General features: G+C 65.0%; 23 protein-coding genes and 2 tRNA genes. 22 read left to right on the forward strand and 3 right to left on the reverse strand.

All coding sequences use genetic code 11. The features are described 5' to 3' along the window. The first annotated feature begins 142 nt into the window (after positions 1–142). The 7 genes from KPL81_RS06550 to nadA all read left to right on the forward strand — a co-directional run bounded on the left by KPL81_RS06550 (position 143) and on the right by nadA (position 5055). A complete protein-coding gene (locus tag KPL81_RS06550; protein ID WP_219791161.1) occupies positions 143–721 on the forward strand; it encodes a polymer-forming cytoskeletal protein in 579 nt (192 codons plus the stop codon). Between the two features lie 58 nt (positions 722–779). Next, a complete protein-coding gene (locus tag KPL81_RS06555; protein ID WP_240549126.1) occupies positions 780–1757 on the forward strand; it encodes a segregation and condensation protein A in 978 nt (325 codons plus the stop codon). Beyond that, positions 1754–2611: an SMC-Scp complex subunit ScpB gene (scpB, locus tag KPL81_RS06560; RefSeq protein WP_219791162.1), complete on the forward strand. Its 858-nt coding sequence runs from the start codon at positions 1754–1756 to the stop codon at positions 2609–2611. Before KPL81_RS06555 ends, scpB begins: the two co-directional genes overlap by 4 nt. Continuing rightward, complete coding sequence (rluB, locus tag KPL81_RS06565) at positions 2608–3465, forward strand: 23S rRNA pseudouridine(2605) synthase RluB (protein ID WP_219791163.1); 858 nt, start codon at positions 2608–2610, stop codon at positions 3463–3465. The genes scpB and rluB overlap by 4 nt, the downstream gene beginning before the upstream one ends. A 77-nt stretch (positions 3466–3542) precedes the next feature. After that, positions 3543–3618: transfer RNA gene (locus KPL81_RS06570), tRNA-Lys, on the forward strand. Positions 3619–3650: 32 nt separating this feature from the next. Next, a tRNA-Lys gene (locus tag KPL81_RS06575) sits at positions 3651–3726 on the forward strand. Positions 3727–4026: 300 nt separating this feature from the next. After that, on the forward strand, positions 4027–5055 hold the full coding sequence (gene nadA / locus KPL81_RS06580) for a quinolinate synthase NadA (protein ID WP_420827854.1): 1029 nt from the start codon (positions 4027–4029) through the stop codon (positions 5053–5055). Positions 5056–5108: 53 nt separating this feature from the next. On the opposite strand, the gene KPL81_RS06585 is transcribed toward nadA, so the two are convergent. Then, entirely contained in the window at positions 5109–6566 is a 1458-nt protein-coding gene (locus KPL81_RS06585) for a M48 family metalloprotease (RefSeq protein WP_219791164.1), read from the reverse strand. Positions 6567–6715: 149 nt separating this feature from the next. Here KPL81_RS06585 and KPL81_RS06590 point away from each other — a divergent pair, with 149 nt between their 5' ends. Then, positions 6716–6967, forward strand: coding sequence for a sulfurtransferase TusA family protein (locus tag KPL81_RS06590; RefSeq protein WP_209476500.1), 252 nt, complete (start codon positions 6716–6718; stop codon positions 6965–6967). Continuing rightward, positions 6964–8073, forward strand: coding sequence for an AI-2E family transporter (locus tag KPL81_RS06595; protein WP_209476502.1), 1110 nt, complete (start codon positions 6964–6966; stop codon positions 8071–8073). The genes KPL81_RS06590 and KPL81_RS06595 overlap by 4 nt, the downstream gene beginning before the upstream one ends. Positions 8074–8115: 42 nt before the next feature. Here KPL81_RS06595 and KPL81_RS06600 read toward each other — a convergent pair whose 3' ends face one another. Continuing rightward, positions 8116–8592, reverse strand: a complete 477-nt coding sequence (locus tag KPL81_RS06600; RefSeq protein WP_209476504.1) for a peroxiredoxin — start codon at positions 8590–8592, stop codon at positions 8116–8118. A gap of 183 nt (positions 8593–8775) precedes the next feature. Between KPL81_RS06600 and dapA the strand changes: the two genes are divergently transcribed. The 13 genes from dapA (at position 8776) to KPL81_RS06665 (ending at position 23093) form a co-directional block, all read left to right on the forward strand. Further along, the gene (dapA, locus tag KPL81_RS06605) at positions 8776–9660 is read left to right on the forward strand and encodes a 4-hydroxy-tetrahydrodipicolinate synthase (protein WP_209476506.1); all 885 of its coding nucleotides are present in this window, start codon (positions 8776–8778) and stop codon (positions 9658–9660) included. Positions 9661–9712: 52 nt separating this feature from the next. Continuing rightward, positions 9713–10684, forward strand: a complete 972-nt coding sequence (locus tag KPL81_RS06610) for a lipoprotein, NlpB (RefSeq protein ID WP_240549083.1) — start codon at positions 9713–9715, stop codon at positions 10682–10684. Beyond that, entirely contained in the window at positions 10684–11490 is an 807-nt protein-coding gene (locus tag KPL81_RS06615) for an MBL fold metallo-hydrolase (protein WP_219791165.1), read from the forward strand. Before KPL81_RS06610 ends, KPL81_RS06615 begins: the two co-directional genes overlap by 1 nt. 43 nt (positions 11491–11533) lie before the next feature. After that, positions 11534–12247: a phosphoribosylaminoimidazolesuccinocarboxamide synthase gene (gene purC / locus KPL81_RS06620; RefSeq protein WP_219791166.1), complete on the forward strand. Its 714-nt coding sequence runs from the start codon at positions 11534–11536 to the stop codon at positions 12245–12247. Positions 12248–12486: 239 nt separating this feature from the next. After that, a complete protein-coding gene (locus KPL81_RS06625) occupies positions 12487–15477 on the forward strand; it encodes a xanthine dehydrogenase family protein molybdopterin-binding subunit (RefSeq protein ID WP_219791167.1) in 2991 nt (996 codons plus the stop codon). Further along, entirely contained in the window at positions 15474–16319 is an 846-nt protein-coding gene (locus KPL81_RS06630) for an FAD binding domain-containing protein (protein ID WP_219791168.1), read from the forward strand. Before KPL81_RS06625 ends, KPL81_RS06630 begins: the two co-directional genes overlap by 4 nt. Further along, positions 16303–16830, forward strand: a complete 528-nt coding sequence (locus tag KPL81_RS06635; protein ID WP_219791169.1) for a (2Fe-2S)-binding protein — start codon at positions 16303–16305, stop codon at positions 16828–16830. The genes KPL81_RS06630 and KPL81_RS06635 overlap by 17 nt, the downstream gene beginning before the upstream one ends. Continuing rightward, the gene (locus KPL81_RS06640) at positions 16823–18352 is read left to right on the forward strand and encodes an AMP-binding protein (RefSeq protein ID WP_219791170.1); all 1530 of its coding nucleotides are present in this window, start codon (positions 16823–16825) and stop codon (positions 18350–18352) included. Before KPL81_RS06635 ends, KPL81_RS06640 begins: the two co-directional genes overlap by 8 nt. 29 nt (positions 18353–18381) lie before the next feature. Continuing rightward, positions 18382–19185: an enoyl-CoA hydratase/isomerase family protein gene (locus KPL81_RS06645; RefSeq protein WP_219791171.1), complete on the forward strand. Its 804-nt coding sequence runs from the start codon at positions 18382–18384 to the stop codon at positions 19183–19185. 43 nt (positions 19186–19228) lie between these two features. Further along, complete coding sequence (locus KPL81_RS06650) at positions 19229–20506, forward strand: benzoate/H(+) symporter BenE family transporter (protein WP_219791172.1); 1278 nt, start codon at positions 19229–19231, stop codon at positions 20504–20506. 39 nt (positions 20507–20545) lie between these two features. Beyond that, positions 20546–21520 carry an XdhC family protein gene (locus KPL81_RS06655; RefSeq protein WP_219791173.1) on the forward strand — a complete coding sequence of 325 codons (975 nt, stop codon included), beginning with the start codon at positions 20546–20548 and terminating at the stop codon, positions 21518–21520. Next, positions 21510–22106, forward strand: a complete 597-nt coding sequence (locus KPL81_RS06660) for a nucleotidyltransferase family protein (protein ID WP_219791174.1) — start codon at positions 21510–21512, stop codon at positions 22104–22106. Before KPL81_RS06655 ends, KPL81_RS06660 begins: the two co-directional genes overlap by 11 nt. Positions 22107–22217: 111 nt before the next feature. Beyond that, complete coding sequence (locus KPL81_RS06665; protein WP_219791175.1) at positions 22218–23093, forward strand: helix-turn-helix transcriptional regulator; 876 nt, start codon at positions 22218–22220, stop codon at positions 23091–23093. Between the two features lie 14 nt (positions 23094–23107). Here the strand turns inward: KPL81_RS06665 and tsaA are convergent, their stop codons facing one another. Next, a complete protein-coding gene (gene tsaA, locus KPL81_RS06670) occupies positions 23108–23842 on the reverse strand; it encodes a tRNA (N6-threonylcarbamoyladenosine(37)-N6)-methyltransferase TrmO (RefSeq protein WP_240549084.1) in 735 nt (244 codons plus the stop codon). Positions 23843–23920: the final 78 nt, after the last annotated feature.

Consider the following 23920-nt stretch of genomic DNA (forward strand, 5'->3'; position numbering starts at 1 on the left):
AGGTTCGATGAGTCATCATGCAGCCTAGTTCGACTCTCTTGTCATCAAAGCGTAGAGCTATGCGGCATCTGGCGGCTTTTTTACTCCACCGCAGGTGAGGCCAGGCCCCTATAAGGGGGATGCGAGGATAGGGAGTAATGACATGGGCATTCAGACATGGCTTATCTTGCTTGGCGTGGTCTCCATGACACTGATCGTCTGGGACGGCGGGCGGCGCAAGAGAAAGCGCCTGGTGGCGGGAGTCACCCGGGAGGCTCCGCTACCGGCTTCGGCATTGAGCGAGCCGGTGGCCGAGGCGGCGAGAGTCGAACCGCCGGCCTTCGTCCGATTGCCGCAAGATCCCGAGGGTAGCCGTATCGGCATGGCGACACGGGTGACGGGTAGCCTGACGGCGCGTGAGCTGGTCGTGGTCAAGGGCAGCATCGAGGGGGCTGTCATCGCTCAGGATCACCCGGTCATGGTGACGATGAGCGGCAGCGTATCGGCGTATCTCGAAGGCCTTCAGGTCAGCATCGATGGGCATGTGGCAGGCATGATCAAAGCAGCGGACAAGGTTACGCTGCTATCGCGGGCATGCGTTAAGGGCACCGTGGAGGCCGGGCACCTCGAGTGTATCGCCGGGGCCCGCATACGAGGGGAAGTGATGCCGTTCGGCGGGCTCCCGCTGGTAGCGGGTACGAAGGCCGAGCCGGGCTTACCCTGCCCCCTGCACTCTTGCTAGACTGCGTGATCGACCTTCAGACGAGCCCTGCCGGGAGGCTAGGCCCCGCGTGAGCGAGATGCCCCAGACAGACACGCCCGAGCGGCACGAGACGCCCGATGCCGCGGTGCAGACGGAGGCACTGGCGCGCCTGTTTGACGAGCCGATCACCGAGCTGCCCGAGGATCTCTACATCCCGCCGGAAGCGCTGCGCATCTTTCTCGAAGCCTTCGAGGGCCCGCTCGACCTGCTGCTTTACCTGATTCGTCGCCAGAACCTGGATATCCTGGCCATCGACGTAGCTGCCATCACCCGCCAGTACATCGAGTACGTGGAGTTGATGAAGGCCATGGAGATCGAGCTGGCCGGCGAATATCTGCTGATGGCGGCGATGCTGGCCGAGATCAAGTCGCGCACCCTGCTGCCGCGCCCGCCCAAGGAGGGGAGCGAAGACGAGGAGGAGGATCCTCGCGCCGAGCTGATCCGCCGCCTGCAGGAGTACGAGCAGCTCAAGAGTGCCGCCGAGGCGCTGGCCGAGCTGCCGCGGGTGGGCCGCGACTGGTTCCCGGCGCGGGCCGCGCTGCCGCCGTTGCAGGCGCGGGTCATCCACCCCGACGTGGAACTCGACGAGCTGCTTGGGGCGCTGGCCGGCATCCTGCGTCGGGCCGAGCTCAACCAGGCCCACCAGGTGGGGCGCGAGGTACTCTCGACCCGCGAGCGCATGCTGGCGATCATGGAGCGGCTCAATCATGAGCATTACACGCCGTTCGAGGCCCTCTTCACCCTGGAGGAAGGGCGAGCCGGGGTGATCGTCACCTTCATGGCCATTCTCGAACTGGCCAAGGAGGCGATGATCGAGATCGTGCAGAATGCGCCGCTATCGCCGATCCATGTACGCGCCCGCACACCGCGAGAGACGCCGGAGGAGGAGGCCTACGACGACGGCACCGATGTCGAGAGTCCCTTTGCCGAAGAGCCCTATGTCGAGGTGCCCTATGCCGAAGCGACGTGGGGCGAAGAAGAGCAGAGCATGTCGCGAGGGGATGACACCGCATGACCGCCTTGGAGTTGCCCGACAGCCTCGACGAGATTCTCGAGGCGGCGCTGCTGGCAGCCGCCGAGCCGCTATCGCTGGAGCGCCTCGAAGGGCTGTTCGACGACCACGAGCGACCGCAGCGGCGCACACTGCGCGAGGCGCTGGAGCGGGTCGCGGTGCGCCATGACCGCGGTGCCATGGAGCTGATCGAGACCGCCTCGGGCTACCAGCTGCGCATTCGTCCGCGACTGTCGCCCTGGGTCTCGCGGCTGTGGGACGAACGCCCGCAGCGCTACTCCCGGGCGTTGCTGGAAACCCTGGCATTGATCGCCTATCGCCAGCCGGTGACCCGCGGCGATATCGAGGAGGTGCGCGGGGTGGCGGTGAGCAGTTCGATCATGCGCACGCTGGCCGAGCGCGGCTGGATTCGTGTGGTCGGTCATCGTGACGTGCCGGGCCGGCCAGCGGTCTATGCCACCACCCGCCAGTTCCTCGACGATTTCGGGCTCAAGACGTTGGACGAATTGCCGCCCATGCATGAGCTGAAGGGGATGGCGGAGCCGATCTTCGAGGACGAAGCGCCGCCGCCCAGTGCCCTGTTGGCGCAGGCCGACGAGCCGGCGACCGGAGGGGAAGACGTCGGCGAAGGCGACGACGAGAACGAGGCGAATGGGCGTGTCGCTACAGATGATACGCTTGCCGAAACGACGGCCGGGACGGCCGACGAACCACACGCCGGGAAGGCGTCCGACAGGCCAGGGCTGAGTTTCGCCGATCTCGAGGCGCGCCTGGCCGAACGTGCCCGCACCAGCGTCGACGATGATGGCGGAGCGGGGGCGGAATCCACCGTAGACGAGAAGTCAGACGACACATGACTAGCAACACCGAAAAACTGCAGAAGGTCCTGGCCCGCGCCGGGCTGGGCTCGCGCCGCGAGATGGAAGCGGCCATCGAGGCTGGGCGCGTCAAGGTCAACGGCAAGGTTGCCTCGCTCGGCGATCGTATCGAAATGCGCGACCGGGTCGCCTTCGACGACCGCCCGGTGACCCTGCGTGGGGCCGAGGAGACGCCGCGCCGGGTGATCATGTACAACAAGCCGGAGGGCGAGCTGTGCACGCGCAAGGATCCGGAGGGCCGACGCACCGTGTTCGAACGCCTGCCGCGCCTCAAAGGCGAGCGCTGGATTGCCATCGGCCGCCTGGACATCAACACCAGCGGGCTGCTGCTGTTCACCACCGACGGCGAATTGGCCAACCGGCTGATGCACCCCTCCACCCAGATCGAGCGCGAGTATGCCGTGCGGGTGATGGGCGAGGTGCGCAAGGAGCACGTGGTGGCGATGGTCGAGGGCGTCATGCTCGAGGACGGCCCGGCGCGCTTCACCGACGTGCAGGAATTCGGCGGCGAAGGCATCAACACCTGGTTCCACGTGGTGATCATGGAGGGGCGCAACCGCGAGGTGCGCCGGCTGTGGGAATCACAGGGACTGACCGTGAGCCGCCTCAAGCGGGTACGCTACGGCAACATCTTTCTCGACAAGCGGGCCAAGGCCGGCGAGTGGGTGGAGCTCTCCCAGGACGAGATCGACGACCTGGCGCAGTCCGCCGGCCTGACGCCGCGCAAGGTGCCCGAGTTGACTCCGGACGAGAAAAACCGCTGGAGCCGCGACAAGAACAAGCGGCGCCCGGTCCAGGCGATGCGCAAGCCCAGGAATTCCAACGGTAGGTAGGGGCCGAGGCAGGACGAAAGTCAAAAAAGTCCTTGCCAGCCAAGGGTGCGATCAGTAATATCTGCACCCGTTCGGAAGGGTCGTTAGCTCAGTTGGTAGAGCAGTTGGCTTTTAACCAATTGGTCGTAGGTTCGAATCCTACACGACCCACCATTTCCGGACCTGGATGCTTGCTGGCAAGTGCTGGGTCGTTAGCTCAGTTGGTAGAGCAGTTGGCTTTTAACCAATTGGTCGTAGGTTCGAATCCTACACGACCCACCAGATTTTGCGCCCCCGCTTCGTAAGAGGCGGGGGCGCTTTGCTTTCGGCCCGCGTGCCCCTTGAACGCGTACCCCTTGAAATAGGGAGGCACGAACCGCATTTGGTACTAGCGTGAGTGTGCCTGGACCCGCCGTTGGTCGGCAGGTGTCGCAAACGGCGAAGTGAGGTAAACTCGCGTGAGGGGCTGAAGTGGCGAGAGACGCCACTGGCAGCCCAGGCGTATCGTCCGTGCGGAGCGTACGGCTTGCGATACACCCGGTACACGCAGGGGGAGCCCCTGCAGTCACAGTGGTAGACACGATGACGATCATGACTTCCCGCCTCGAGGTACGCGAGCATCTCGCCCGCGCCTACTGCCCGACCCGCATTCCCGCCGAGGACGAGGCGCGCATCGACGAGATCAAGCGTCTGCTCGAGCAGCACAATGCCGTGCTCGTGGCGCATTACTACACCGACGACGCGATCCAGCAGCTGGCCGAGGAGACCGGTGGCTGCGTAGCCGATTCGCTGGAGATGGCCCGTTTCGGGGCACGCCATGAAGCCGACACCCTAGTGGTGGCCGGCGTGCGCTTCATGGGTGAGACGGCCAAGATTCTGTCGCCCGAGAAGCGCGTGCTGATGCCCACGCTGGAGGCGACCTGCTCACTCGATGTCGGCTGTCCTGCCGATGAGTTCAGCGCTTTTTGCGATCAACATCCCGAGCGCACCGTGGTGGTCTATGCCAACACCTCGGCGGCAGTGAAGGCGCGCGCTGACTGGGTGGTGACCTCTTCCATCGCGGTGGACGTCATCGAGTACCTGCAGGCGCGTGGCGAGAAGATCCTGTGGGCGCCGGACAAGCACCTGGGAGGCTACATCCAGCAGAAGACCGGCGCCGACATGCTGCTGTGGGACGGCGCCTGCATCGTCCACGAGGAGTTCAAGGCCAAGGGCATCGAGGACCTGAAAGGGCTCTACCCCGACGCTGCCGTGCTTGTGCATCCGGAGTCTCCCGCCTCGGTGGTGGCACTCGCCGATGTGGCCGGCTCCACCTCGCAATTGATCAAGGCGGCCAAGGAGCTGCCCCACGACAAGCTGATCGTGGCCACCGACCGTGGCATCTTCTTCAAGATGCAGCAGATGGTACCGGAGAAGACCCTGTTCGAAGCCCCCACTGCCGGCAACGGCGCCACCTGTCGCAGCTGTGCCCATTGCCCGTGGATGGCGATGAATGCCCTGGACAACCTGGCCGGCGCCCTGCGCGAGGGCAGCGGCGAGATCTTCGTCGACGCCGAGCTGCGCCTGAAGGCGCTCAAGCCGCTCGAGCGCATGCTCAATTTCAATTCCTGAGCTTCGGCAAAAAAGCCCGTGACAGCGTCACGGGCTTTTGCTTGGCTCGCAGCTCAGAATTTCTCCATCGTCTCGCGATAGCCCACGAAGTCTTCGCGTCGCTGCTCGATGCGCGCCAGGGCGTTGGTATCGCCGCTGCGCTCAGCGACTTGACGGGCCACATCGAGCTGACGAATCGCGCGTTGAATGTCGCCGGTGAGCTGCATCTGTTCGGCCCGCGCCAGGTGGCCCCAGGCCTCACGGCCGCTGCGGCCGGCGGCTTCGGCGAGCAGGGTGAAGACCTGTGGGTCCTCGGGGCGACGGTTGGCCAGCTCATTGAGGACTCGGTAGGCCTCGTTGGGATCGCGTTGGAGCAGCGCTTCACCCAGGATGCGCGTGGCCGGCATGTGACCCGGCATCAGTCGCAGCAGGCGTCGGCTGCGCTCGATGGCTTCATCGTAACGACCAGCATCGAAGGCGACCTCGGCGGCGCTGACCGGCATGATGGCCAGGTCGGGCAGCTCCTGGGCAAGGCGGTCGAGCTGGCTCAGCGCGCTGTCGGTCTGGCCCTGACGGGCAGCGATCAGGGCGTCCAGATAACGCCTGGCGACGGCCGGGGCGTCATCTTGCGCCAGGCGCGTCGCGGCCTGCTGCGGGTCACGCTGATTCACTGCCAGCAGTGCCCGGGCGCGCACTAGATGATAGCTCGGGTCATCCTCTTCGCGGGGACGCCTGGGGGCGAGCTGTGAGGCGCGGGACTCGGCGTCGCTGATGCGCGACTCGGTCAGCGGGTGGGTGAGCAGGAATTCCGGCGGATTGCCGCCCTGCAGGCTCACCTGGCGCTGCATGGCGCGGAACATTCTGACCATGGCGTCGGGGTCGAAGCCGGCCTGGGCCATGGTCAGCAGGCCGAGGCGATCGGCTTCCTGCTCGAAGCGCCGTGAATAGGCCAACTGGTCCTGGACGAAGGCGGCTTGTGAGCCCATGGCGGCAGCGATACCGGCATCGCCGCCGCCGCTGGCGGCGATCAGCATGCCGGCCAGCATCGCCGCCATGGCCGGCAACTGCGTCTGTTCGGCGCGTGCCTGACCGCGCGAATAGTGGCGCTGCGACAAATGGCCGAGCTCGTGCGCCAATACCGAGGCGACGGCATCCTCCTCGCTGGCGAAGGCGAACAGCCCGGCGTTGACGCCGATCACGCCACCCGGCACGGCGAAGGCATTGAGGGCGCGGTTGTCCACCAGTGCCACCACGGTACTGGTGTCGGTCAGCCCGCTATGTGGGAGCAGGCGCGACACCAGCGACTCTACGTACTCCTGGGCAAGGGGGTCTTGCCAGGCCGGCGTTCGAGCGCGGAATTGGCGTAGCCAGGCGCGACCCAGGCGGAACTCCTCGCCGGTGATGGCCTGACTGCTACCGGTCAGGTTGGGCAGCCCATAGTCCTCCGTGGCGCTTGCCGGGAGGGGGGCGGCCAGCGTCAGCGTCAACGCCATGGTAGCGGTGGTCAGGCAGGTTCGGGGCTTGCGCAGCATGTGCCAGTCTCTTTCGAAGCGGCGGTCGGTTCTCTATCCGACATTGATTCGGCCTGCAAAGTGCCTTTAAATCTCAAGGGTTTTACGCTTTGCTGCAAGGGCATGTTGCCCCAAGCGCACGAGCGCTCGCTATTTTCCCGGGAGACGACATGGCTGTGCAACCAGATGAAGTGCTCGATGCCTGCGGCTTGCCCTGCCCGCTGCCACTATTGAAGGCGAAGCAGGTATTGGCTCGGCTCGAGGCCGGCCTGGTACTCGAGATCCTGGCGACCGATGCCGGTTCCTGGCGCGACTTCGAGACCTTCGCCGATCACAGCGTCCATGAGCTGATCGCCCGAGAAGAGCGGGGCGAGGTCTACCACTACTGGCTGCGCAAGGGTGGTGAGGAGCCGACTCCATGACCCTGCGTCAAGTGTTCAAGGGCTGGGTCGAACACTACTTCTCCGACGAGGAGGCGGTGATCCTGCTGGTGTTGCTGGTGTTGGGCTTTGCCGCGGTAATCCTGCTCGGCCGCATGCTCGCGCCCTTCCTCACCGCTCTGGTAATCGCTTTCCTGCTGCAGGGCGGGGTCACTGCCCTGACCCAGCGCGGTATCCCTCACCTGATCTCGGTCATCGTCGTGTTTCTCGCCTTCATCGGCGTGCTGCTGGCGCTGGCCTTCATTCTGATGCCGCTGATATGGAACCAACTCGTCGGGTTGGTACAGGAAACGCCGCGCATCGTTGCCAGTGGACAGCGCTGGCTGGATGACCTGCAGGCGCGCTACCCCAACTTCGTCACGCCTGACCAAGTGCAGGAGTGGATCGCCGTCGCCGGCCGTGAACTGACCCAGTTCGGCCAGCGTGCGCTGACGCTCTCGCTGGCGTCGCTGGGCAACATGCTGGCGTTGATCATCTATCTTGTGCTGGTGCCGATCCTGGTCTTCTTCCTGCTCAAGGATCGCGAACAGTTGATCGGCTTCACCCTGTCACTGTTGCCGCAGCAGCGCTCGCTGATGACGCGCATCTGGCAGGAAATGGATGCCCAGATCGCCAACTACGTGCGTGGCAAGTTCATTGAGATCATCATCGTCGGCACCGTGTCGTTCTTCACCTTCGCCTTTTTCGGCCTGCCCTATTCGGCGTTGCTTGCGGTGCTGGTGGGCTGTTCGGTGCTGGTGCCCTACATCGGGGCCGCCGTGGCAACCCTGCCGGTGGCAGCCGTGGCGGGGTTTCACTTCGGCATGAGCGATCAGTTCCTTTATGTGCTGGTCGCCTATGGCGTGATACAGGCGCTGGACGGCAATGTGCTGGTGCCGATTCTGTTCTCCGAGGCGGTCAACCTGCATCCGGTCTCGATCATACTGGCGGTACTGTTCTTCGGCGGGGTCTGGGGCTTCTGGGGCGTTTTCTTCGCCATCCCCTTGGCGACCTTGCTCAAGGCGTTGGTCTATGCCTGGCCGCGAGGTATCAGGCAGTACCACGATGCACAGCAGCCCGTCGAGCTGAAGCAACAGGGCGGGGAGTAGGACGACCCCGCCCGGCAGTTACCGGGCGAGGCTCCGGTGGACTCAGCGGGCGGCGTGGAGTGCCTGGGCGGCTTCGAGAACCTCCTGTGCGTGCCCCTTGACCTTGACGCCGCGCCACTCTCGGGCAAGCTTGCCATCGGCGTCGATCAGGAAGGTGCTGCGTTCGATGCCGAGGTGCTCCTTGCCGTACAACTTCTTCAGCTTGATGACATCGAACAGCCGGCAGACTTCCTCGTCCTTGTCGGAAATCAGTTCGAAGTTGAAGGCCTGCTTGGCCTTGAAGTTCTCCTGCGCGCGTAGCCCGTCGCGCGAGACGCCGAGGATGACGGTGTTGGCCGCGTCGAACTCGGCCTTGCGGTCGCGGAAGTCGCCACCTTCGGTGGTGCAGCCGGGCGTGCTGGCCTTGGGGTAGAAGTAGATCACTACCTGGCGGCCCGCGAGGGCGGCGAGAGAAACGACGGTGTCGCCGGTGGCGGTGGCGCTGAAGTCGGGCACCGGTTGGCCGATGGCAAGCGTCATGAGAAGCTCCTTGACGGGGTGGGGAGCGGTTAATTACACGCATGCCGAGATGTGCTGTCAAAGAGCGCGTCGGCCGTGCTGTACAGGCCTGTGCCGCCTGAGTACCATTTACCCTTTGCTTGCGATGCTGTCGAGGCGGCAGCCGAGCGCGGCATGAGCGGCCATTGCGTAGAGGAAGAGAGGATGATCACTGGCAGTATCGTCGCCCTGGCGACGCCGATGAAGGCCAATGGCGATATCGACTGGGAGGCGTTGCGCCGTTTGGTGAACTTCCACCTGGAGAACGGCACCGACGGCATCGTCGCGGCCGGTACCACCGGCGAGCCCACCACCATGTCCTTCGCCGAGCACTTCGACGTGATTCGCGCCGTGGTGGAGGAGGTCGACGGCCGTATTCCGGTCATTGCCGGCACCGGGGCCAACGCCACCTCCGAGGCCGTGGAGCTGGCGCGCTACGCCAGCGAGGTGGGGGCCGACTACTGCCTGTCGGTATGCCCCTACTACAACAAGCCCACCCAGGAAGGGCTCTATCGCCACTTCAAGGCGGTGGCCGAGGGCAGCCGCCTGCCGGTGATCCTCTACAATGTGCCCGGCCGTACCTGCTCCGATCTCTACAACGAAACCGTGTTGCGCCTGGCCGAGGTCGACAATATCGTCGGCCTCAAGGATGCCACCGGCAACCTGGAGCGCGCTGAGGACCTCATCGCACGGCTCGAGGGCAGCGGTTTCATGCTCTACTCCGGTGACGACGCCACTGCCTGCGAGTTCATGCTGATGGGCGGCAACGGCGACATCTCGGTGACCGCCAACGTGGCGCCCAAGGCCATGCACGAGCTGTGCGTTGCCGCGGTCGCCGGTGATGCCGATCGCGCGCACCAGATCAATACCCGGCTGATGCCGCTGCATACCAATCTGGGCATCGAATCCAATCCGATTCCGGTCAAGTGGGCGCTGCACCGCATGGGCATGATCGAGCAAGGCATTCGCCTGCCGCTTACCTGGCTGTCCGGCAAGTACCATGCGACGGTGGACGAGGCCCTGCAACTGGCCGGCGTGATCGACGATTGAGGCGGCGTGGAACGCTCCCGCCGCCCCGAAAATCTGACTGCAAGGTGAATGCATGAACTCTGCGCTGAAATGGATGCCGCTGGTGGCTGTCGCTGCCCTGGCCACCGCTGGCTGTGCCCGAGAAGGCTTCTATGACGATCGCAACATCGATTACGTGGAGGCCCAGCGCAGTGCGCCCCTGGTCCTGCCGCAAGGACGCAACGAGCAGCGCTATCGCGATGCCATGCCGGTGCCGGAAGCCAGTGGCTCGCTGAACAGGCGTGATGACGGTTTCGAAGCGCCGAGCCCCAAGCGCCTGGTGTCCGGTGGTGCCGTGGAGCGGGACTTTGTCGAGCGGCGCGAGGTCGGCAACGACCGTTGGCTGGTGATCGGCGCCGATCCGGGAATGGTGTGGCCGCAACTGCAGGATTTCGCCCGCGCTCGCGGCCTGCAGGTGCAATCCAGCGATGATGCCCGCGGTGTGCTGGAGACGGCCCAGGGCCGGCTGAGCGTGCGCCAGGGGTTGCGCGCCGGCGACAGCGAGGTGCGCTGTGACCAGAACGGTCGCCCGGTAGCGGCCTGTCTCGATGCGCTGGAGCAGCACTTCAGCGCGCGTAGCGCCACCGCCAGTGCCGCCTCGCTGGCGGGTCAGCAGATTGCCAGCGAGGACCGCCTGCGCTTCGAGCAGCTCGCCAGCGGCGAGTGGGTCGTGCGCATTCCGCTCGCCATCGATCGTGTCTGGGCCGAGCTGAGCCATCAGCTTGAAGCCGACTTCAGCGTGGAGAACCGGCGCGTACTGCTCGAGCAGAACCCCGAGCAGCATGATTTCCTGGTCAGCTACATGACCGCTTCCGAGCGTGATCGCGGCATGCTGCAGATCATTCTCAGTCCCGACGTACGCCAGATGCCTCAGGAGATCCGCCTGGTGCTCGAGTCCGATGGCCCCGAACGCACTACGCTACGTGCCGTCAACGAGAGCGAGCGGCGCTTCACCGAAGGAGACGCCCGCGAGCTGCTCGAGCGGGTGTCGGGCATGTTGCGCTAATGCCGCAGGGGGCGGCCAACGAGCTGCTGCCGACCGAGGGCAAGCTTCGCTTCGCCTCGCTCGGCAGCGGCAGCAAGGGCAATGCCACCTTGGTCAGCGACGGCGAGACCACGGTGCTGGTCGACTGCGGCTTCGGCTTGCGGGAGGCCGAGCGGCGACTGGCGCGTGTCGGCCTGCATCCGCGTCAGCTCGATGCCGTGCTGGTCACTCACGAGCATGGCGATCATCTGCGCGGGGTGGGGCCCCTGGCACGTCGTCATGCGGTGCCGGTCTACATTACGCCGGGCACCTGGCTCTCCGGGCGTCTGGGCGAGGTGCCGCAGCGATACTGGATCACACCGCAGCTGCGCTTCGCGGTGAAGAGCCTCACGATCGACCCGTTCACCGTACCCCACGACGCCCGTGAGCCGGTCCAGTTCCGCTTCGAGTCGCATGGTCGGCACCTCGGCGTGCTGACCGACCTGGGCCATCCCACCGACCACGTGGTCGAGGCCTTCCGCGGCTGCGATGCCCTCATCCTCGAGTGCAACCACGACCGACACATGCTCGAGGTCGGGCCCTACCCACCGCGGCTCAAGCGCCGCGTCGGCGGCAACTGGGGGCATCTGGCCAACGTCCAGGCCGCGGCGCTGCTACGGCACCTGGGGCTCGATCGGCTGCAGCGTATCGTCTGCTCCCATCTCTCGGAACACAACAACCGCCCCGAGCTCGCCCTCGAGGCCTTGACGCCGCTGCTCGACGGCGATGCGTCTCGCCTGACGGTTGCCGCCCAGGACAGCGGGCTGCATTGGCAGGCGATCTACTGAACGGCCATCCTAATCGTCACGCGTCATCTTTCTGGAGACTCCCATGGAAAAGCGCCAAGAACTCTACGCCGGCAAGGCCAAATCGGTGTATGCCACCGACGATCCCGATCTGCTCGTCCTGCATTTTCGTGACGACACCAGCGCCTTCGATGGCGAGCGCATGGAGTCGCTGGCGCGCAAGGGCATGGTCAACAATCGCTTCAATGCCTTCATCATGGAGAAACTGGCCGCGGCTGGCGTTCCCACCCACTTCGAGAAGTGTCTTTCCGATACCGAGAGTCTGGTCAAGAAGCTCGACATGATTCCGGTGGAATGCGTGGTGCGTAACATCGCCGCCGGTGGTTTGGTCAAGCGTCTCGGCGTCGAGGAGGGGCGTGAACTCACCCCGCCCACCTTCGAGCTTTTCCTCAAGAACGACGCCCTGCACGATCCAATGATCAACGAGTCGCTGGCCGAGACCTTCGGCTGGGCCACGCCGGAACAGCTCGCCGAGATGAAGACGCTGACCTTCAAGGTCAATGAGGTGCTCAAGCAGCTGTTCGCCGATGGCGGGTTGCTGCTGGTCGACTACAAGCTGGAGTTCGGCCTGTTCAAGGGCGAGATCGTGCTTGGCGATGAGTTTTCGCCGGACGGCTGCCGCCTGTGGGACGCCGAGACGCGCAACAAGATGGACAAGGACCGTTTCCGCCAGGGGCTGGGCGGTGTTATCGAGGCCTACGAAGAAGTGGGACGGCGTATCGGTATCGATTTCGACTGAGCGTTATAACGAGCTTCATATTCTTCCAGAAGGCGGCCCAAGGGCCGCCTTCTTACGTTCTGATGGCGTCTGTTGAGCCGTTGCAAGCTTCTTATCCTTTAGTCGCAAATCGGACTCACGAGCAAAACACCCGATACTCGGGCCAAACTCCATTCCGCCGCGCAGGGTCGGTCTCCCCTTGATTCCATAGACTCCCCCAGATGGCAAGCCATTTCCCCATGGCTATCGCGGAGGAGTATATGAACAAGTTCGAGTCAGTGCGGCAGACAGGGCAGGGGAAGCAGATAGGCCGCCGGCAGCCGCGCGTCGAGGATGATGCCCTGCTGCAGGGGCGTGGTCGCTATGCCGACGACTTGGCGGTGGCGCCAGGCACCCTGCATGCCGCCGTTCTGCGTTCACCCCATGCCCATGCCCGGCTGGTCGACCTTGACGCCTCGCCGGCGCTGGCCATGCCCGGCGTGCACGCCGTCCTGACCGGCGAGGATATCCAGCGCTGGGCGCGGCCGTTTCCGGTCGGCGTGCGCCAGCCCATGGAGCACTGGTGCCTGGCGGTGGACAAGGTGCGCTATGTCGGCGAGCCGGTTGCCGTGGTGATGGCCGAGAGTCGTTATCTTGCCGAGGATGCCCTGGAGGCCATCCGCGTCGAGTACGAGATCTTGCCCGTCGCGGTGGATACCGAAACGGCCATCGCTGAAGAGGCTCCACTGCTCCATGAGGCAGTGGGGAGCAACGTCGTCAGCGAGCGCCACTTCCGCTATGGCGATCCCGAGCGGGCCTTTGCCGAGGCTGAGCATCGTGTCTCGCTCAAGGTGCGAGTGCCGCGCAGCTCCTGCACGCCGATGGAGTGCTACGTGGTCCTCGCCGAGTATGACCCGGCCAGTGCCAGCTATGACGTACTCTCCAACTTTCAGGGCCCCTACGCACTGCACTCGGTGATGGCACGTGCACTCAATGTGCCCGGCAACCGTCTTCGCCTGCGTACCCCACCGGACGCTGGTGGCAGCTTCGGCATCAAACAGGGGGTCTTTCCCTATGTGGTGATGATGGGCCTGGCCGCGCGCAAGGCCGGGGCGCCGGTCAAGTGGGTGGAGGATCGTCTCGAGCATCTCCAGGGGGCGTCCTCGGCCACCAATCGCGTCACCGAGATCGAGGCGGCGGTGACCGGCGATGGCCGGGTCACCGCGATGCGTTGGGACCAGGTCGATGACTGTGGCGCTTACCTGCGGGCACCTGAGCCGGCGACTTTCTACCGCATGCACGGCAACCTGACAGGTGCCTACGCCATCGAACATCTCCAGGTGCGAAACCGGGTGGCGCTGACCAACAAGACGCCCACCGGCCTCAACCGTGGCTTCGGCGGCCCCCAGATTTACTTCGCCCTCGAGCGGCTGATGCAGCGCATCGCCGTGGAGCTCGAGCTGGACCCTCTCGAGGTGATCCGCCGTAACCTGGTGCCGTCCGGGAGCTTCCCCTACCGTGCCGCGGCCGGGGCGTTGCTCGACTCAGGTGACTATCCCGCCTCTGTAGAGCAAGGCGTTCGTGACGGTGGATTGGACGAGCTGTTGGCGCGACGCGAGAACGCACGCCGTGAAGGGCGGCTCTATGGCATCGGCTACACCGTGGCGGTGGAGCCGTCGATCTCCAACATGGGCTACATCACCACCGCCATGACGCCCGAGGAGCGCCGCAAGGCCGGCCCCAAGAACGGTGCGGTGAGCACCGCGACGATCAGCGTAGGACCGCTGGGTGACATCAGCGCTCATGTCTCCTCGACACCCCAGGGGCAGGGGCACCGCACCGTGGTCGCCCAGGTGATCGCCGAAGTGCTCGGGGTGTCACTGGAGTCGATCAGCGTCAATGTCGAGCTCGATACCGGCAAGGATGCCTGGTCGATCGCCTCGGGCAACTACTCCAGTCGGTTCTCAGGTGCCGTGGCTGGGGCCGTCTATCAGGCGGCAGTGAAGGTGCGCGATCGCCTGGCCGGCATCGCCGCCGCCCAGTGGCAGGTGGAGGCCGCACGCATCCGTTTCGCCGAGGGGCAGGTGAGGGTGGAGGGTGGCGAGCTCACGATGCCCTTTGGCCGCCTGGCCGGCGCCACCCACTGGGCGCCTGGCACCCTACCCGACTGGGAGCCGGGCGGGCTGCGCGAGACGGCCTTCTGGTCGCCGCCCCAGCTCGAGGCACCGGACGACGATGACCGCATCAACAGCTCGCTCTGCTACGGCTTCATCTTCGACTACTGCGGCGTGGAGATCGACCGCATCACCGGCAGGGTGACACTCGATCGCTACGTCACCCTGCATGATGCGGGGCGCCTGCTCAATCCCGACCTGGTCGATGGCCAAGTCCGCGGGGCCTTCGCCCAGGGGCTTGGGGCGGCGCTGATGGAGGAGTTTGCCTACGGCGACGATGGCAGCTTTCAGTCCGGCACCTTCGCCGACTACCTGGTGCCTACCAGTGTCGAGGTGCCCGAACCGCTGATCCTGCACAGGGAGACGCCGTCGCCGTTTACCCCGTTGGGTGCCAAGGGCGTCGGTGAAGGGAACAACATGAGCACCCCGGTGTGCATCGCCAATGCCGTGGCCGACGCGTTGGGCATCGCGGATATCGAGCTGCCGCTGACGCCGTCCAAGGTACGCGCCTTGATCGGCATTGATGAGCCTCCGTGTCCCCAGGGAGTGGGCGAGGATCAGGCCGCTCCCGCAGCCGGTGGTGGCTCGCGGCTCACCGCCAGCGACTCGGTCACGTTGCCGGGCAGCCCCCGGGTGGTCTTCGATACCCTGCTCGACCCCGAGACCCTGCAGGCCATCATTCCTGGCTGTCATGCCCTGGAACTTACCGGGGAGAATGCCTATCGCGCCGATGTCACCGTCGGCGTAGGAATGATCCGCGCGCGCTTCGATGCGCGGGTGGCACTCTCCGACCTCGACCCTCCCCACAGCCTGCGACTCTCCGGGTCTGGTACCAGCGCCATGGGCTCGGCGGACGGCAGTGCACGCATTCGCCTGACCGAGATCGAGGACGGATATACCCGCCTCGACTATGACTACGACGCCTCCGTGGGCGGCAAGGTCGCCTCGGTGGGCGGGCGCATGCTGCAAAGCGCCTCGAGGATGATCATCGGCCAGATTTTCAGTCGTCTGTCACTGCGGATGGGCGGCACCGCGCCACGGCTGTCGCTGTGGCAGCGCTTCAAGACCCTTTTCGGCCGCTTGGGAGGTCGTTCATGAAGCCCGCAGCTTTCGATTATCTACGCCCGTCGAACCGTCGCGAGGCATGCGAGCGACTGCATGAGGCGGGTGATGACGCCCGGCTGATCGCAGGGGGGCAGTCGCTGATGGCGGTGCTCAATATGCGTCTGGCCCAGCCCAGGCAACTGATCGATATCGCCGGTATCGAGGATCTGCATTTCATCGAGCGCCGTGACGATCACCTGGCGGTGGGCGCCGGGGTGACCCAGGCCGAACTGCTCGAGTATCCCGGTCTCGCCGAAGCGGTCCCGTTGCTGGCCCAGGCGATGCCGTGGATCGGCCATTGGCAGACCCGTAACCGTGGCACCGTATGCGGTTCCATCGCACATGCCGACCCCAGTGCGGAGTTGCCGTTGTGCCTGGTGACCCTGGAAGGGCAGGTGGTGCTCGAGAACCGCCGCGGCAAGTCGCGCCGGGTCATGGCGGGGGACTTCTTCCAGGGCGTATTGACCACCGATCGCCGTCAGGACGAGCTGATCACCGAGGTGCGTTTTCCCTTGGCGCGGCCAGGTTTGGAGTACCGCTTCCAGGAAGTGTCCATGCGACATGGCGATTTTGCCATCGTCGCGCTGGCGGGGGTGATCGACGGGGCGCGAGTCACCCTTGGCGTGGGCGGCGTCGCCGACCGTCCAGTATGTCGTGTATTCGACCGCCACGAGGACCCGGGCGAGACTCTCAACGCCTTTGCCTGGTCATTGGGTGCCGAGGACGACGCCCATGCCACGGCGGCCTATCGCCGCCAATTGATTCGTGAGCGCGGCCGGGAGTTGATCGCCGGTGGGCCAAGTGACGAGGAGATCGCCCATGCACGCCAAGGCTGACCAGCGCATCCGCGTGACCCTGACCCTCAATGGCCGCGAGCGCAGCGGCTATGCCGAGCCCCGTACCCAACTGTGCGACTTCCTGCGTCATGAGCTGGGCGCCACTGGCACCCACGTGGGGTGCGAGCACGGCGTGTGCGGAGCTTGCACGGTGCGCGTCGACGGTCGCGCCAGCCGTAGTTGCCTGATGCTCGCGGTACAGGCCGAGGGTCGGCGGCTCGATACCGTCGAGTCGCTGGCAGGAGAGGAGGGCCTTTCCGATCTGCAACAGGCCTTCCGGCGTCATCACGCCCTGCAGTGCGGCTTCTGTACCGCGGGGATTCTGATGTCCTGCGAGGAGTTCCTGAGCCGTGTGGCCGACCCCAGCGAGGCCCTGGTGCGCGACATGCTGTCCGGCCATCTATGCCGTTGCACTGGCTATACCGGCATGGTCCAGGCGGTACTCGAAGTGGCTCGGTCGCGCCGCTTGGCGACCGGGCCCGACAGTCAACAGGAGAACAACGATGTTTGACCTTGGTCGTAGTTTTATCGCGTCGGTGGAGCGTCGCCCCGGGGCGATCGCCATTTCCGATGGCGAGCTTCGCAAGACCTATGCCGAGTGGTTCGAGGATATCCAGAGTGTCGCCAGAAGCCTCGAGGCGCTGGGCCTGACCAAGGGGGACCGCCTGCTGGTGGTGATGCAGAACCGCTGGCAGATGGCGACCCTGCACTGGGCCTGCCAATTCGCCGGGATCGTGGTGACCCCCCTCAACTGGCGGTCTACGGCTCGGGACCTGAGTTACTGCATCGAGGATGCCGAGGTCAAGGCGCTCGCCTATGACGCGTCGGTGGCCGAAGCGGTGAACGGCTGTGCCGAGGCGCAGCGGCTGCCGCGGATCACTGCCGGAGAGGTCGAGGACATCGGCGCTCATGACTTCGACGCCCTGCTCGGTGTGGAGGGTGAGCTGGTGCTACGTGCCGGCGCCGAGGATGTCTCGCTGATGCTCTACACCTCGGGCACCAGCGGCAAGCCCAAGGGCGTGCCACGCCTGCATCGCGCCGAGCGCACCGCAGCGCTGGCCCATGTGGCCCAGAACCTCTATCGCCATGACGAGTGCACCCTGGGGGTAATGCCGCTCTATCACACCATGGGCGTGCGCTCGCTGCTGTCGATGGCGCTGGTCGATGGCCACTTCGTCTGCGTGCCGAAGTTCGATCCTGCGGCGACGCTGGACGCCATCGAGCGTGAGGGCGTGACCAACCTCTACCTGGTGCCGACCCTTTACCACATGCTTATCGAGCACCCCGAGTTCTCTTCGTCTCGGGTGGCCAGCGTCGACAAGCTCGGTTTCGCCGGCGCGCCGATGAGTGCGGGACTGATGGCCCGTGTCCAGGAGGCGTTCAGGCCCAGCCTGTTCGTCAACCACTACGGCAGCTCCGAGATATATACCTTCACCATCGACCAGCGGGCCAGTGACAAGCCGGGCTCGTCGGGCCGGCCTGCGCTCAACCAACGCATCCGGGTCGTCCGGGTGGGGGCCGAGTCGCCTGACGAGATGCTGGGCGTGGGGGAGGAGGGCGAAATCATCGCCGACATGAACGGTGATGAGGCCTTCCAGGGCTACTGGCACCGCCCCGATGCCGACCAAAAGTCGCTCAAGGAGGGCTGGTACTTCACCAGCGACACGGGCTACTTCGATGCCGATGGCGACCTGTTCGTCACCGGCCGGGTCGATGACCTGATCATCACAGGCGGCGAGAACGTCAGCCCGGTGGAGATCGAGAATGTGCTCTCGGTGCACCCCCAGGTGGAAGAAGTCGTGGTGGTGGGGCTGGCCGACGAGCAGTGGGGCGAAGTGGTCACTGCCTTCGTCAAGGTCAGGCAGACCATCAAAGAGCAGGAGCTTGACCGGCACTGCGTGAACTCAGGCCTGGCCCGCTTCAAGCGCCCGCGGCGCTACGTCTTCGTCGACGAGATTCCCAAGTCCCCAGTGGGCAAGATCCTGCGTCGTGTGCTGCGTGATCACGATGCTCCCACTCCACAGACACACTAATCAACCGATACAGGACAAGGAACCAAGACATGACTCCCAATGACGTGAGCACCTATCTGGCAAGTAACTTCGATGGTTTCAGTGTTCGGATCGACGCAGAGGCCGAGCGCGCCGACATCATCCTGGCGCGTCCACCGCTCAACGTGATCTCGATGCCCCAGCGCGACGAGCTGCGCCGCGTGTTCGAGGCACTGGATGCCCATGACGGCGTGCGTGTCATCGTGCTGCGCGCCGAGGGCGAACACTTCTCCAGCGGTGGCGACATCAAGGGATTCCTCGAGGCGTCGCCGGAACATGTCTCGAAACTCGCCGACAACGTAGCCGCCCCGGCGCGTTGCTCCAAGCCGGTGATTGCCGCCAATCGCGGTTACACCTTCGGCGTCGGTTTCGAGCTGTCGCTGGCCTGCGATTTTCGCATCGCTTCGGAGACGACCCTCTATGCCCTGCCGGAGCAGAAACTGGGACAGATCCCTGGGTCCGGTGGCTCGGCCCGATTGCAGAAGATCATCGGCATCGCCCGGACCAAGCACATGGTGATGCGCGCCAAACGCATTAGCGGTCACCAAGCGCTGGAATGGGGTATCGCCACCGAGTGCGTCCCCGACGAACAGCTGGAAAGTGCCACCCAGGCCCTGGTGGATGAACTGCGTGGCTTCTCGCCGCTTGCCCAGCGCACCGCCAAGCGCCTGATCAACGACAACGAGGATGCGCCGCTGTCGGTGGCGATCGAGATGGAAGGCCACTGCTACAGCCGGCTGCGCACATCCAGCGACTTCCGCGAGGGTGTCGAGGCCTTCCATGGCAAGCGCAAGGCCGTGTTCATCGGTGAGTGATCGGCGTCAGCATGACACAACAACAACCTCTTGGAGACATAGCATGCACACACACGACAACAGTGGGTCCAGCCCTGCTTCCGCTGCAGCCGTGGACACCAAACGTCCACTGCTCAGGGATCTGACCCGGGTCTTCACCGCCAAGTCTATCAGTGCGGGAATCGTTGCTGCCTTGTTTGGTTGCTCGGGGCCGGCCCTGATCGTGATCAGCGCTGCCGATGCCGGCAACCTGAGCAACGGCCAGACGGTGGCTTGGCTGTTTGCCATCTACTTCCTGGGTGGCCTGATCAGCCTGATCATGGCCTTGCGTTATCGTCAGCCGATCACCGGTGCCTACTCGATTCCCGGGGCGGCGATCATGATCACCGCCCTGGCGACGATTCCCTTCAACGAGGCGGTCGGCGCCTTCATCATGAGTGGGGCGATCGTTCTAGCGCTAGGGGTTAGCGGAGTCGTCGGGCGCATCATGCGCTGGCTGCCAATGCCCATCGTCATGGCGATGATCGCCGGCGCCTTGATCCGCTTCGGCATCGGTGCGGTGAACTCGGTGGGTGCGGCCCCCTGGATCGCCGGCACGGCGGTGGTGGCCTTCTTCCTCAGCTCGCGCTTCGTCAAGGCGGTGCCACCGGTGCTGGTGGCGGCGGTAGTCGGCGTTGGCATCGCCCTGGCGATGGGGGCCGTGCAACCCGCCGACGTGGACATCGCTTTCGTCGTGCCGCAGTTCACCGCGCCGAGCTTTACCTTGGGTGCCTTCCTGGCCATTTCTGTGCCGTTGGCGGCACTGGTGATCGGGGCCGAGAATGCCCAGGCCACCGGGGTGCTGCTGGCCGAGGAGTACCGTCCCCCGGTCAATGCCATGACTATCATCAGCGGTATCGGTGGCATGTTCGCCGGCCTCTTCGGCGGTCACAACGCCAACATCGCCGGGCCGATGACCGCCATCTGCTCCTCCGAACAGGCCGGCGACGACAAGAGCACCCGCTATGGTGCCACCCTGGTGAACGGCGTGCTGTTCTGTGCCTTCGGGCTCTTTGCCGGTGCGGCCGTGCCCTTCATCCTAGCGTTGCCCAGCGCCCTGATCGGCAGCGTGGCCGGCCTTGCGATGATCGGCGTGCTTTTGGCGGCCTTCCAGCATGCTTTCTCCCGGCATCGCGGCCATCAGATCGGTGCCTTCGTGGCGCTGGTGGTGGCGATGAGTAACATCAGCCTACTTGGGATCAGCGCCCCCTTCTGGGCACTGGTGTGCGGTATCGCGGTCTCCCTGCTGCTGGGCGAGAAGACGCTCGATCCCGACACCGAGACGACTCAGGTGGCCGATTGAACGCGGCTGCATCATCGGTGGCCATGAGAGGGCGGAGCGATGCGTGACCTCGATCATCAGGTGATCACCCAGGCACTGGCCTGGGTCCGCGAGGGACACCCCATCTGGCTGTGCACCGTGCTGTCGACCTACGGCTCGGCGCCACGTGGTCCCGGTGCCATGCTGGTGGCGCGTCGCGACGGTCGGTATGTCGGCTCACTGTCCGGTGGCTGTGTCGAGGAGGCCTTCCTCGCGGAGCTCATCGCCGGCGATTTTTGCCGGATGGTGTCCCTGCGTCGCTACGGTGAAAGTCGCGAGGAGAGCCGACGCCTCGCCCTGCCCTGTGGCGGCGTGCTCGAGGTACTGATCGAGCACCGTGCCCCCGACACCGCCTGGCTGGCGCACCTCGAGGTGCTGCACCAGGCTTTGCAGGGGCAGCGCCGACTGGTGCGGCGTGTCGATGTCGAGGCCGGCGCCTTTCAGGCTCGCGATGATGATGTTGCCGAGGGGCCCTGCGTGGTGCGCCGGCCAGCGTCCGTCGACATCCGTATCGGGCCCGTGCTGCGCCTGCTGCTGGCCGGCCTCTCGCCGGTGGCCGAGGCCTGCGCTCGCTTCGCCCAGGCGTTGGGCCACGAGGTGATCGTCTGCGACCCTCGCCCCGAGATGCGTGAAGGTTTCGTGGCAGAGGGAGTTACGGTGGTGCCGCAGTTGCCGTCGGCCTTCATCGGCGCCGGAGGCTGCCATGCGGCAACCGCGGTGGTGGCGTTGACCCACGATCCGCGCATCGATGATCTGGCCATGATCGAGGCTGTGCGTACCGAGGCCTTCTATATCGGCGTGATGGGCTCGCGCCGGACCTCGGATGCCCGCGCCACGCGGCTGCTGCGTTCCGGAGGACTATCCCAGGCCGACATCGATCGCATTCACATGCCGATCGGCCTCGATCTCGGCAGCAAGACCCCGGCCGAGATCGCCCTCTCCGTGATGGCCGATATCGTGCGGGTCTACCATGGAAAAGGCCACTATGGCCGCTGACGCCGTCGTTGCCCTGGTGTTGGCAGCCGGTCGGGCGCGCCGCTTCGGCAACGACAAGCGCTTGGCACACCTGCCACAGCGTGGGCCGCTGCTGGCCGCCACGCTGGCGAGTCTCCGGCCACATTTCGGCGAGATTCGAGTAGTGGTGGGCCTCGAGGACGATCCCGTCCATCTGGGCATTGCCAAGGATGTCGGCACTATTGTTGCCGAGACGGCAGAACAGGGCATGGGGGCCAGCCTCGCCGCCGGTATCCGCGCACTGAGCATCGAGAGCCAAGCCTTTGCGGTGGCCGTGATGCTGGGCGATATGCCTTGGTTGAGCGAGGACACCTTGGCGCTATTGTGCTCAAGGGCCAGTGATCGGTCGATCGTGCGGCCCTTCTACCGGGGGCAGGGTGGGCACCCGGTGCTGTTCGGCCGGTGTTTCTGGGGCTCGCTCGAGCAACTGACCGACGACGAGGGAGCTCGCAGCGTGGTGCGGCGGCATGGGGCTGACTGCATCGAGATCGCGGTTCAGGACCCGGGCGTCGTGCAGGATGTGGACCGACCATGGGATCTCGACGGGGCAAGGCGTAATGGCCGCTGAGTGGCTTGCCATGCGACTTTGGTCTGGCTGCAGCCGTTGCACGAGGAAGAGATGGTACGCTGGCTGGTTACTAGGATGCATTTAACCTAACCTTCCACTGACGAGGACGTCATGTCGAGTGCCCACCGCATCTTGCATGGCGAGTTTGGTCGCGTTGCCCTGCTGGACATGGATGAGTCGCTGGTGCCCCACGCGCATTCCGAATGCCATGTGCTGCTCAAGGTCTACGGGGAGGATACCTACTTTTCCGTGCGTGATCACCGCTTGCCGCTGACCGACAGGACGGCGGTGCTCATCAATGCCTGGGAGCCGCATTTCTACGATCACCAGAGCGGTGCCGCTGATACTCTGATCCTGGCTCTCTACATCGAACCGAGCTGGCTGGCGGCCTTGCAGCGCGGCTTGGCGCTCAGCGGCCGGCCCGACTTCTTCTCCAGCCCCTGCATCGAACTCACCCCCCACATGCGGCATCATGCCGACTTGCTGATCGATGCCATGTTCTCCTTCGGGCTGGTGCCCCAGAATACTCTGGAAGAGCTGCTGTTTAATTTGCTTATCGGGATCACCGAAAAACATTCCGAACTGCGCCACCTTGCCAGGCTACGAGTGGGTGTTGCCAGTGATTTCTACGATGGCCGAATTCGCCAGGCGAGCCAGTTCATTCTCGACCATCCCCAGGGGGAGCTGGACATGGAAGGCATCGCCCGCCAGTGCGGTCTTTCCCGGGCGCATTTCTTTACCCTGTTCAAGCAGAACACCGGCATGACACCGCAGATGTTTGCCAATATCGGCAAGATGCAGATGGCGTTCCGCTGCCTCTCAGACAATCGCTCTGGCACCCTGGGTAACTTGTCGGAATCCTTGGGTTTCTCTGAACAGGGGCACTTCACCCGCTTCTTTCGCCGCCATATCGGGGCCTCGCCGAGTCAATACCGAAAGGTTATCGACAATTATCATTCCAAGAGCATGAGCGATCGCGGCATGTAAATGACCGTAAAATGCTAATTCTCGCTGACGATTTGGGTCACGTGCATTCTCGGCCTGCCCGCTAGTGCTGGGTTTTCTACTTGGAAGCGCACGTCGACGTCGCGCAGGCGTACGCCGTAGATTCGCTCCTCGACGCCCTGGCGATAGGCCGGGCGGGGATCCTGGGCCAGCACCTGAGTGATCAGCGCGCGCAGCGAGTCGCCGTCATCCCGTTCGTTCAGCGTAGCCTCGGCCGCGGGCGCGAAGCGCACTGCCAGTTGCGGGGGCGCCTCGGGGGCGTAGCCGGCCCGTGCCTCGGGACGTGCCTCCACCCAGGGCAGGTAGGGCTTGATGTCGAGTACCGGGGTGCCGCTTACCAGATCGCAGCCGCCCAGCACCAGGCGTACCCCCTGGCGGGTATCGACCTCGAGAAGTTCCACCAGCGACAGGCCCAGGCGGTTGGGGCGGTGGGTGCTGCGGCTGGCGAAAACGCCGACCTTGGTGTTGCCGCCGAGGCGCGGCGGACGCACCAGCGGCGTCCAGCGCTCGGGGCTGTGGTGAAAGACGAAGGTCAGCCACAGGTGGCTGAAGGCCTCGAGGCCGCGCACCGCCAAGGGCTCGTCGTAAGGGGAGGCGAGAATCAACTCGGCATGGGCAGCCGACGCCAGACCGGGCTGGCGGGGTATGCCGAACTTATCGGGAAAGTCGCTCTCGATGTAGCCGATGGGCTGCATCGGGTAGCCGGCGGCGGGAGAGGATGGTGCGTTCATGGGGAGGCATTATGCCCGCCATTGGCGTCGGCGGCGAGCTTGTGTAACCTGCATGCCGAGTCCAATCACGCAGGGCAG

The organism is Billgrantia antri (assembly GCF_019430905.1).
GTDB classification, from domain to species: domain Bacteria; phylum Pseudomonadota; class Gammaproteobacteria; order Pseudomonadales; family Halomonadaceae; genus Halomonas; species Halomonas antri.